Source organism: Bacillus sp. JJ675 (genome assembly GCF_036963165.1).
Lineage (GTDB): Bacteria > Bacillota > Bacilli > Bacillales > Bacillaceae > Bacillus > Bacillus glycinifermentans.
In genome coordinates this window covers 34,794-45,520 of the sequence record NZ_JBALMR010000052.1, presented here as the reverse complement: position 1 = coordinate 45,520, position 10,727 = coordinate 34,794, and the positions used below count along the sequence as shown (strand labels likewise).

The window sequence follows — 10,727 nt, the reverse complement described above, 5'->3', positions numbered from 1 at the left end:
TTAGGGGAGCATATCAAACAGCTTTTCCAATTTTTGAAGCGCAACAAAAACCGCAAAAAAAAAAAGCCTGAAGCAAAGAGGGGGACTTTGCTTCAGGCTTGATAATGATGACTATATAACCCAAATGATAAGATACAGCTCTTCCAGACTTCGATTCTATTTTATGCAAGCCTTCGGACAAATGTATCCTCTCTTGCCCAGGTCTCCAAAATGTTTCAGTTTTTAAAACAAACTGCAGGAGAGCGGAAAATATGGTGTGCCGGTCATTTCATTTGGTTTTCGAATGTATTCACAAGATCTTCCATCTCGTGGGTTTTGACTCTTGCCATTAATGATTCGACAGCAGTCTCAACTTTTTTGCCGTCAAACAAAACCTTATGCAAGGCTTCTGTAATCGGCATATTGACATGATACTTCTTTGCAAGCTGATATGCCGCCTTTGTTGTGCGTACCCCCTCAACGACCATCCCCATTTCATTCAGAACTTCTTCAAGTTTGAAGCCTTTACCCAGCATATTACCGGCGCGCCAATTTCGTGAATGGACACTCGTGCAGGTGACGATCAGGTCTCCGATTCCCGTAAGTCCGGAAAACGTTAGCGGATTTCCGCCCATTTTCGTGCCTAAACGGGCAATTTCGGCCAGTCCTCTCGTAATCAACGCGGCTTTCGCATTATCACCGTACCCGAGGCCGTCTGCGATTCCCGCGGCAAGGGCAATGACGTTTTTTAATGCGCCGCCGATCTCAACGCCGATGATATCCGGATTTGTATAAACGCGAAAATTCTGATTCATAAACATATCCTGTACCGCCTGGGCAGATTCAAGGCATTTCTTCGCCGAAACGGTTACAGTTGTCGGGTGTCTCAATCCGACTTCTTCGGCATGGCTCGGGCCGGAAAGGACGACGATATCCTCCCTCATGTCCTCAGGGATTTCCTCTTCCATCATCTCCGAAATTCTCAGCAGCGTATCAGGCTCGATGCCTTTTGATACATGGACGAAAATTGCCTTTTGTTTGATAAAAGGAATCGCCTTTTTTAGAACTTCGCGGATCGCTTTCGTCGGAACGGCGACGATGATCGTTTTCACATCGGTCAATGCCGTTTGCAAGTCCGTCGTTCCGCAAACCTTTTCAGGCAGTTTGACGCCTGGCAGGTAGTCTTTGTTTTCATGCTGTTCATTGATTTGCCGTATCAGTTCTTCGCGATGCCCCCATACGCACACATCGTACTGGTTGTCCGCCAAAACGAGCGCCAATGCTGTTCCCCAGCTTCCGGCCCCTAGCATTGCTACTTTAGTCATTTCATTACACCTCTTTATTTTCTTGCTCTTGCAAAAATCTTGATGGGTGTTCCTTCAAAACCGAATGCGTCCCGTATCCGGTTTTCCAAAAACCGTTCATAAGAAAAGTGCATAAGCTCCGGATCATTGACAAAAACGACAAAAGTCGGAGGCTTGACCGACACTTGGGTCGCATAATAAATCTTTAGGCGCTGCCCGTTGTGGGTCGGCGTCGGATTCATGGCGACCGCATCCATAATAATATCATTAAGGATGTTGGTTTGCACCCTCATCGCGTGGTTTTCGCTTGCCGTGACGATGGCGGGCATCAATGTATGGATCCGCTTTTTGGTCAATGCGGACATGAACAAAACAGGCGCATAGTCTAAAAATTGAAAATGTTCCCTTACATTTTGTTCAAATTCCTTCATCGTACGCTCGTCTTTTTCCACAGCGTCCCATTTGTTTACAACGATAACGACGGCTTTCCCGGCTTCGTGGGCATAGCCGGCAATCCGCTTATCCTGCTCAATAATGCCTTCCTCGCCATCCAAGACGACAGCTACGACGTCTGAACGGTCGATCGCCTTTAACGCCCTGAGAACGCTGTATTTTTCTGTTGACTCATATACCTTTCCTTTTTTCCTCATTCCGGCGGTGTCCACGATGACGAATTCGCGCTGATTGTACGTAAATTTCGTGTCAACGGCGTCCCGCGTCGTTCCGGCAATATTGCTTACGATGACGCGCTCTTCCCCAAGCATGGCGTTGACAAGCGACGATTTGCCGACGTTCGGCCGTCCGATCAGGCAAAATTGAATCACTTCATCATCGTATTTCGTCTCAGGCAAGTTTTTAAAATGCTCGCTGACAGCGTCAAGCAAATCGCCGAGACCGAGACCGTGCGTACCGGAAATCGGATACGGCTCGCCAAAGCCGAGCGAGTAAAAATCGTAAATGTTCGCTCTCATTTCCGGGTTATCGACTTTATTGACCGCCAGAACGACCGGTTTTTTTGTCCGGTATAAAATCTTGGCCACCTCCTCATCGGCCGCCGTGACACCCTCGCGTCCGTTTGTCATAAAAATAATCACATCGGCTTCCTCGATGGCGATTTCAGCCTGGTGGCGAATCTGCGCCAAAAACGGCTCATCTCCGACTTCGATTCCGCCGGTATCAATCAGATTAAATTCATGGTTCAGCCATTCGGCCGAGCTGTATATCCGATCCCGGGTCACACCGGGTGTATCTTCCACAATCGAAATTCTTTCACCCGCAATCCTGTTAAAGATTGTGGACTTCCCAACATTGGGCCTTCCAACTATGGCTACGACAGGTTTTCCCATAGTACCCTTCCTTTCAAGTCTCTTCAAAGCATTCTTTTCAATATTCATCGTGAAGAAAGAAACCCTTCTTTTCTTATACAGAAGGGCTTAACTCATATATTATATCAATTTCTAAAGAGATCACAACTCTAATTAAAAATGTTTCACAATCAAAAAGAGGTCATCTCCTATCCCGTGAGCGATTCCGTCTAGAATGGCTTCGAGATTTTTGGCATACTTGTTCATTTCTTCGGCATCATCGCAATAAAACACGGCTGTTCCGCCAATGACGCGGTCCTTCCTTGTCGTGACGACCGCCAAAATATAGTTTTGAAGTGAAATCGAATCGCTCATCGGATCACCTTACCATGCTTTTCTTTTATAAACTCCATCGGGAGGCGTATCGCGTTTTCCAGCGTCGGAACGTCCCCGATCACCCTGATGGCCGTCTTTTTATCCTTAATGGCAGGAAGAACGAAAATCGCAACCCGTCCGTCATTTAAATCCCTTTTTGCCAAAGGCGTAAGGGACGGCTCGCCTGAATCGCGGTACACCCCGAGCACATTTGACACATCAAACAAGATAGCCTGCCGCTGTCCGAGATTTGCGAGGGTGACGGCTGAATTAAAATTTTTCGGTTTCAGGACAAAGCCCATTCCGTGCTCCAAAATGAGCTTTTGCTTTTCGGGAATCCCGATGTTCATAATGTAAATATCGTCTACATAAAGCCCCTGGCCGTCAAAGTGCAACGGTTTATGTTCAATGTCTGCAATATGCTTAATAAAACTTCCTGACATCAAGATTCGGCCGATGATAATACAGATGAGCGCCGTCCCAAGCCCGGCCCATACGGATTTAAAAAGGATGTATGCCAAAGTCGTCAGAAGCGATGTAAAAATGACGATGTAATTCCTGCTTTCAAAAGCGATCGCAATCCCTTCTATGTACGTGCTCCCTCTTGATACAAGCTCATAGCCGTCGAGCTGTGTCAAGGTTTCCCTTTCCATATTGCGGACATCCCGGAATTGGGTCGCAGCCAGCGTCAAAAACGTAATGGCTGTATAATCCGATTTTAAAATGGACGGAATGATGACCGCTCCGATTGCAGCAGCGATCATCGCCTGGGCAATATGTATCGTTTTCCCGTGAAGATAAGTCGGATATTGGCGGTAATCCGTCCTCAGCATATACACTCTGACGACAATCCCGGCGATAATACCGAGGATGATCGGATAGGTAAATTGACTCATGACATTTTTGTTGCTCCTTTGTTCAATCGCTTCCATTTTTGGTGAATCTGATGGACGAGACGTTCGTACTGGGAGACGCCGTAAAGCAAAACAATGCCCGCCGAACACATTGAAAGCCACGAATATCCTCCGACAACCATGCCATCATAAAGCTTCCTGATGATGAGCGAATACAGCAGCTCTCCCTGGCACATTCCGAGCACAAACAGCGCCAGGCGGTTCACGAAGCTTTTTTCAAATGCCGCGGTCATGATCACAAACAGGATGATGATCAGCCACTCAGGCTTTAGGATAAACCAAACAGGATCATATAATGCAAAAAGAAACAAAAATCCGTAAGCAAACACCATTGAAAGATGCAAAAGCAAGCACCTCATGTTTTTATGGATCGCCGCATACCCGCCGAGCATATAAGCACCGGCGTAAAACAGCAAATAGGCGGCATTAAAAAACAAGACGAGTCGCACCTGATACATACTTAAAATGATGTTGAGCAAAATAAATGCCGAGGTAAAAAAACGGGTTTTGTTTTTCTCAAGAATAAAAGTGGTCAAAACCCACAAAAACCACATCGACCAATAATAATAGAATTCTTCCATCATTTCATCCTCCATGTTTAGTATGGGGGGATGAAAGACATTTTAAACATCGATAAGGAGGGTCATACGTTGGGAAAAGACAGGCAGGAAAAGAAATTGAAGAAACAAAGGCGCACCGAATCTGACCGCGATCAGTCCATCAGCCATAATGGGGCTACCTCCCTTGAAAGTGCAGAAGAAGCGCGCAGGCGAAATCCATAAACGGCCGACGTCCTAAAGATAAACCGCCTGGGCAAAAAGGTTTGATCCGCCCGTGATGACGGGCAGATTCCTTATGGGGTTCCGATAAACAAAAAAACTCCTCCGTACGCTGCTTTGCCTCTTGTCAGCGCATGGAGGAGTTTTACAATGTCTCACGGTACACGGCTTAACGCATGCTGTAGGTTGAAGGGTCGACTCCCCTTGCTTTCAGCCAATGATACGTATCCCCTTTTAAAACGAGAGGGGATTTTTTTAGCTCTTCTATCGTTCGGCAGCCCAATACCGTCATGATTCTTTTGAGATCCTTTATGAGGCCGGCGATTTCTTTAACTAAAGCATCCTCGCCGGACGATGTCAGCACTTTAAGGAAATATCCGGCCATTCCGGCCGCCGAAGCTCCTAAGGCGATCGATTTTGCAAGGTCAAGGGCGTTTTGGATTCCTCCTGAGGCGATCACCGCCCGGTTCTGAAAAGCGGAACTCACCTCTGCAATGCTGGCAGCCGTTGATATGCCCCATTGGTTAAAAAAATCAACCGCTTTATCCCTGCGCAAATTTTCGATTTCAGAAAAATTCGTTCCGCCGTAGCCGCCGACATCAACCGCAGCAGCCCCCGCCTCAAACAGCTTGGCAGCTGTTTCCCTGCTCATCCCGAATCCGACTTCCTTTACAGAAACGGGGACGCCGACAGTGCTGCAAATCTCCTCAATTCGGCGCAGTCGTCCGGAAAAGCTGCGGTCACCTTCCGGCATCACGATTTCCTGAATGACATTGAGATGAATCTGAAGCATGTCTGCTTCGATCATATCTACTGCTCTTTGCGCCTGTTCTACCGTCGCTTCGCTTCCTAAATTAGCGAAAACGAGGCCCTTCTGGTTTTCCTTTCTGACAACCTCATAAGAAGGCCGTTCGCCGGGGTCTTTCAAAGCGGACATTTGCGATCCGACAGCAACCGGTATGTTCGTTTCTGCAGCGGCTCTAGCCAGCGCTCTGTTGATCTCAAGCGTAGTCTGTCCTCCTCCGCCTGTCATCGCATTGATAAAAATAGGCGAACTTAAGAACAGTTCGCCTATTTTTGTTGCAGTATCAATTTGTGACAATGCCGTTTCCGGAAGGCTGACGTGAACAAACGTGATATCATCGAACCCTGTCAGGCGCTTTTGTCCCGTGGACAGGGCGTGTTCAATGTGTGCTTTTTTTCTCTCTGCTCGCGTCACCATCATCACCAATTTATTTTAGTTTATTCAGCTTATCTCCGAAAATTTCTCCGAGCTGGAAGCCTGAAGACTCTTCCTTCGCCTGGTATTGGCGGTAGTCTTCCTGCTCTGTCTTATCGTTTTCTTCGAGCTCTTTCATGCTTAAAGAAATCCGCTCTTCTGCTTCATTGACGTCAAGAACTTTGACTTTCACGTCTTGACCCTCTTCAAGCACTTCGTGAGGCGTTCCGATGTGTTTATTTGAAATTTGGGAAATATGAACGAGTCCTTCAACGCCAGGAAGCACTTCTACGAATGCCCCGAAGCTTACCAAGCGCTGAACTTTTCCGTCAAGAATGTCTCCCGGCTTCACTTTTTCACCGATATTGGCCCATGGTCCGGGAAGCGTTTCTTTAATGGACAGCGAAATCCGTTCGTTGTCGCGGTCGACGGAGAGCACTTTCACTTTTACTTCCTGTCCTTCTTCAACGACGTCTGACGGCTTTTCAACATGGGAATGTGAAAGCTGGGAAATATGAACAAGTCCGTCAATGCCGCCGATGTCAACGAAAGCACCGAAGTCTGTCAGGCGCTGAACCTTTCCTTCAAGAACCTGCCCTGCTTCAAGCGTTTGCAGGAATTCCTGTTTCTTTTCTGACTGTTCTTTTTCAACAACCGCACGGTGTGACAAAATCACGCGGTTTTTATCTCTGTCAAGCTCAACGACGATCAGCGAAAGGGTCTTTCCTTTATAATCCGTAAAGTCTTCCACAAAATGCGCTTCGACAAGTGATGCAGGAATAAACCCGCGCACGCCTATATCAACGACAAGACCGCCTTTGACGACGTCTTTTACTTCGGCTTCAAAAACTTCTTTTGACTCAAACTTTTTCTCTAGGTCTTCCCAAGCGCGGTCTGCATCAACAGCACGTTTAGATAAAATCAAAGCGTCGTCTTCCACTTTTGTTACCTTTAATTCAAGCTCATCGTCTACCTTGACGACATCTGATGCTTTTTCAACATGAAGACTTGATAATTCACTGATTGGAATAATGCCGGTTTGTTTGCAGTTGGGAATGTCAACGTCAACATGCTTGTCCTCAACTTTTGTCACAATTCCCTTCACCACATCTCCAACCTCTGGTACTTGAACATCAATTTGATTCATTTCCTCTGTCATTTCAATAACCTCCTTGGTCCAAACCTGCACAGCTTTTGTAAAACGGTTATACCGAACTGAATGTCACATCAATCCGGACAGCCGAATATGTATTAAAGAACCATTCAAAAATGGATATTTTGAATGTTCTATAAAATGATTTATTATTACTAACTTCTAATAAAAGCATGTGTTTGTCAAGTCAAAACATGCGGACAAAAAATAATTTGCCCGATTTTTTTATTTTTGAGCCTTTTTGTCTACAATTTGCAGGATTTTCCCGGCCACTTCATCGATGGACAATGAAGTCGTGTCGATTTCGAGCGCGTCATCCGCTTTTTTCAGCGGGGAAATCTCCCGCTCGGAATCAAGTTTATCGCGCCGCCGGATCTCCTCTGCAAGCGTTTCATAATTCACATTGTACCCCTTTTTGACGTTTTCTTCAAAGCGGCGTTTTGCCCGTTCTTCGACTGATGCCAGCAGGAAAATTTTCACCTCTGCATCAGGGAGGACGTGGGTTCCGATATCACGGCCGTCCATGACGACTCCGCCTTTTTCGGCAAGCTGCTGCTGCCTTTTCGTCATCTCTTCGCGGATTCCTCTGTGCTTGGCGACAATGGAAACCTGGTTGCTGACTTCGTCCATCCGGATCGCTTCAGTTACATCCTCGCCCGCAATATATACCTTCTGCGCCCCATCTTCGGAAACCGTAAGATCGATTGCCGATTTTTGGAGCAGCTCTGTCAAGGCTGCCTCATCATTCAGATCCACGCCTTTTTGCAGCGCCAAATACGTAATGGCCCGGTACATGGCGCCGGTGTCGATGTAAACATAAGACTTTTTGCGGGCCACGATTTTTGCCACGGTGCTTTTTCCGGCTGCGGCTGGACCGTCGATTGCGATACATAATTTCTTTTCCATAATTCCTCTCCTTGCTCTCTGGTACTCCTTATAGGATTGTATCATGTTCTAAGCGAAAAAGGGGAGATTTTCATACGATTTACGGCTTAAATGTCTCGATCCATTCGCCGATATTCGTTTTATTTACGCCTTCATACTGCACAACCTTCGACAAATACGGTTCAGCCTGTGAAAAATGAAAAAGAAGCTGTACGGATAATAGAACAACGCCTTGAACGATGAGCAGTTTTAATAATAAACGCTCAAATGTTTTCATAGAATTCCTCCATCGAATATCGCAGGGCCGTTAACGGGCCTCCATACCTTCAGTATGGAAATGTTCAGGGCTAATTATTCCGAATGCCAAAAAGGAAAAGGCACCTGACCGCCTTTTCCTTTCGTTTTTACAAACTTTTATATATCGGTTCTACATTTTTCATCTTTTCGATTTTTTCTTCAGTGCCGTCATTCGCATTGAGGAACATGCGGAATGTGTCGTTTTCGATCGTCCCGAGAAATTCGTAGCACAGGACTTCCTGGGAAGCTTCATTTGTAATCAGGGCAAGGCGCGTTTCCTGAACCTTTACATTCGAATTCAGCTTCGCTTTCGCTTTTTCCGGCGTTAATTTCGGTTTCGGAAGATTCCTTTTTCTGTGGGCAGTCAGAAAATCCTTCGCGGAAAAACCGACGATTTCCCCGTCGTCGAGTGCGACCTTCATGCGGATGCTGTCAGGATAGAGCCACACGCCGTTTTGAACGGGAACGAATGAAAAAACGCCGACACCGTCGTATTGCGAGCTTTCATCCATTTTGAGATCGCGTGTCTCATAGCCGTTCTTTTTCAAAAATTGAAGCGCGCGGTTTGATGCATCGTTCAAACTGATTTTTTGATCTTTGATTTTTTTGTTTTGAATCAGGTAAACAGGATATCCGCCTTTTGCGGTGATGTCCATATAAATATCGGATTTTTGGTCGGGATCCTGCATGCTGACCGTGTAGACGTCCTTGTTCGTCCTCTTGCCGCTTTTCGCTACTTTAATGTTATAGTTTTTATCCGGTGCAAACTTTTGCGCAATCTTTTTCGCCTCGGCTTGGGTTATTTTATTCCCTTTTAAATGGTTGTACCCTTGTTCTTCTTTTTTCACGTTTGTCATCGTTGCCGGGCCAAAATCGGATTCTGAGAACCCGTTTGCGGTTTTTTCCACCGTTTTGAAGCCGTCAATAATCGTGTTGTCGCTTTGTTTTTGGCCTGATGCAAGCGCAAGCTCAACGTCCATCCACCTCAAATTATTGCCCATGATCTTATGCTGGACACTGCGCAGTTCGTCCTGGATATCTTTCGATTTTTCATAAAGCTTGTTTAAAGATGCGTATTCTTTTTTATTCAGCGGCTCTTTATCAAGGTCGCGTACCGCTGTTTTATAGCTGAAATCCCCTACGCTCGCCAAAAAATCTTCCGTTTTGTTAAACGGCATTAATGTAAGGGGAAGCTGGCTGACGTTGTTGTGCGCTTCAGACGTCGTTCTCCAGACTTCCGCCAATGCAGGGGAAAGGGTTTTTTTGCTGTTCATGGCAAGCGTGCTGCCGATTTGATCGTGGAGCTTGTCCACCTGATACGTTAAATCGTGGAATGCCCGCTGATAATTGTTTTCGGCATGTAACAGAACAGCGTCTTTCTCCTGGTGTTCTTTATAGCCCCAGTAGCTCGTTCCGACGATGGCGACTCCTAAAATGGCGATTAAAATTCCTCTGATCATTTATAACACCTCGCTTTTATTCACAGAAAATGTGTTTGCCTATCCGTTTAATTTGCGGTCTTCCCCATATCCACGGACTTGTGGCCGTGTCAGGGTTGAAATAGTATAAGGCATTTTCTGAAGGGTCCCATCCATTGATGGCATCCAACACGGCTTTTTTCGCGGTTTTATCCGGCGTCATATAGATCTGTCCGTCGGCTACGGAAGTGAAGGCAAGCGGCTCGAAAATAACGCCAGCAACCGAATCCGGGAAAATCGGACTGTTGATCCTGTTTAAAATAACAGCCGCAACCGCAACCTGGCCGTCGTACGGCTCACCGCGGGCCTCGCCGTAAACCGCCTTCGCCAACAGGTTGATGTCATTGCTTGAAAAACCCCCCGGCATGTTGGCCGCAGCGGCATCGTATTTTTTCGGAGCCGCCTGTTTTTTCTGCTGCTTTGGCGCTGCCTGCTTCGGCGCCGGTGCCGCCTGCTTCTGCTGCTGTTTTTGCGCCGCATACTGCTTCGGCGCCGCCTGCTGGCGCTGTCTGGCCTCCGCTCTTTTTCTCGCCTGCTGCTGCACCTCTTTCGAAGGCTTCGTCTGGTATTTCAGCGGAATGCTACCGTAATGCGTAAACTTATTCCCTTTTCTAATCTGTTCATGCACATAAGCGCTGTAGTATTTTGTCGTATTGACTAAATGTTGTTTTGTTTTCGGTCCGACAAGACCGTCTGTTTCCTTTAATCCAAACCGGTCCTGAAAATTCCGGACAGCCCAGTAAGTCGCCCATCCGTACACACCGTCGATTTTGCCATTATAATAGCCGTTATATTGAAGCCTTGCCTGAAGTTCGATCACATCATCCCCTGTCGCCCCCCGCTGTATAACCTGTTCAGTAAAGGCGGAGCTTTTTTGACTGAATGGAAGTGAAAGACTTACTGCCATCATCGTACAAAAAATGACATTCAAACAAAAAGAACCTTTCGACTTCATGTTTAAGCCTCCTCCAGCATTTTTGTATCCATATCTTTTGTAGAGAGGCAGATTTTATACACGCTTTCCTTTCTGTTTCAGCACC

General features: G+C 46.5%; 12 protein-coding genes. 1 reads left to right on the top strand and 11 read right to left on the bottom strand.

The window, feature by feature from the left end:
* Positions 1-263: 263 nt before the first annotated feature.
* The 5 genes from V7126_RS14400 to V7126_RS14380 form a co-directional block, all read right to left on the bottom strand.
* Positions 264-1,304: an NAD(P)H-dependent glycerol-3-phosphate dehydrogenase gene (locus V7126_RS14400; RefSeq protein WP_046129866.1), complete on the bottom strand. Its 1,041-nt coding sequence runs from the start codon at positions 1,302-1,304 to the stop codon at positions 264-266.
* 14 nt (positions 1,305-1,318) lie between these two features.
* Entirely contained in the window at positions 1,319-2,629 is a 1,311-nt protein-coding gene (gene der / locus V7126_RS14395; protein WP_335497663.1) for a ribosome biogenesis GTPase Der, read from the bottom strand.
* A 132-nt stretch (positions 2,630-2,761) separates the two neighbouring features.
* On the bottom strand, positions 2,762-2,962 hold the full coding sequence (locus V7126_RS14390) for a capping complex subunit for YIEGIA (RefSeq protein WP_046129864.1): 201 nt from the start codon (positions 2,960-2,962) through the stop codon (positions 2,762-2,764).
* Positions 2,959-3,858: a YIEGIA family protein gene (locus tag V7126_RS14385; RefSeq protein WP_046129863.1), complete on the bottom strand. Its 900-nt coding sequence runs from the start codon at positions 3,856-3,858 to the stop codon at positions 2,959-2,961. The genes V7126_RS14390 and V7126_RS14385 overlap by 4 nt, the downstream gene beginning before the upstream one ends.
* Complete coding sequence (locus V7126_RS14380) at positions 3,855-4,457, bottom strand: YphA family membrane protein (RefSeq protein WP_046129862.1); 603 nt, start codon at positions 4,455-4,457, stop codon at positions 3,855-3,857. The genes V7126_RS14385 and V7126_RS14380 overlap by 4 nt, the downstream gene beginning before the upstream one ends.
* A gap of 69 nt (positions 4,458-4,526) precedes the next feature.
* On the opposite strand from V7126_RS14380, the gene V7126_RS14375 reads away from it, so the two are divergent.
* Positions 4,527-4,658 carry a YpzI family protein gene (locus V7126_RS14375; RefSeq protein WP_335497662.1) on the top strand — a complete coding sequence of 44 codons (132 nt, stop codon included), beginning with the start codon at positions 4,527-4,529 and terminating at the stop codon, positions 4,656-4,658.
* 166 nt (positions 4,659-4,824) lie between these two features.
* Here V7126_RS14375 and fni read toward each other — a convergent pair whose 3' ends face one another.
* From fni to sleB, 6 genes are all read right to left on the bottom strand, one after another.
* The gene (fni, locus tag V7126_RS14370) at positions 4,825-5,874 is read right to left on the bottom strand and encodes a type 2 isopentenyl-diphosphate Delta-isomerase (protein WP_175077311.1); all 1,050 of its coding nucleotides are present in this window, start codon (positions 5,872-5,874) and stop codon (positions 4,825-4,827) included.
* Positions 5,875-5,887: 13 nt separating this feature from the next.
* A complete protein-coding gene (rpsA, locus tag V7126_RS14365) occupies positions 5,888-7,033 on the bottom strand; it encodes a 30S ribosomal protein S1 (RefSeq protein WP_046129861.1) in 1,146 nt (381 codons plus the stop codon).
* 219 nt (positions 7,034-7,252) lie between these two features.
* Positions 7,253-7,933: a (d)CMP kinase gene (cmk, locus tag V7126_RS14360; RefSeq protein ID WP_175077310.1), complete on the bottom strand. Its 681-nt coding sequence runs from the start codon at positions 7,931-7,933 to the stop codon at positions 7,253-7,255.
* 79 nt (positions 7,934-8,012) lie between these two features.
* Complete coding sequence (locus V7126_RS14355; RefSeq protein WP_096891849.1) at positions 8,013-8,189, bottom strand: YpfB family protein; 177 nt, start codon at positions 8,187-8,189, stop codon at positions 8,013-8,015.
* Positions 8,190-8,316: 127 nt separating this feature from the next.
* Positions 8,317-9,669, bottom strand: coding sequence for a germination protein YpeB (ypeB, locus tag V7126_RS14350; RefSeq protein ID WP_046129859.1), 1,353 nt, complete (start codon positions 9,667-9,669; stop codon positions 8,317-8,319).
* A gap of 16 nt (positions 9,670-9,685) precedes the next feature.
* Positions 9,686-10,642: a spore cortex-lytic enzyme gene (gene sleB, locus V7126_RS14345; RefSeq protein ID WP_048352915.1), complete on the bottom strand. Its 957-nt coding sequence runs from the start codon at positions 10,640-10,642 to the stop codon at positions 9,686-9,688.
* Between the last annotated feature and the right edge of the window lie 85 nt (positions 10,643-10,727).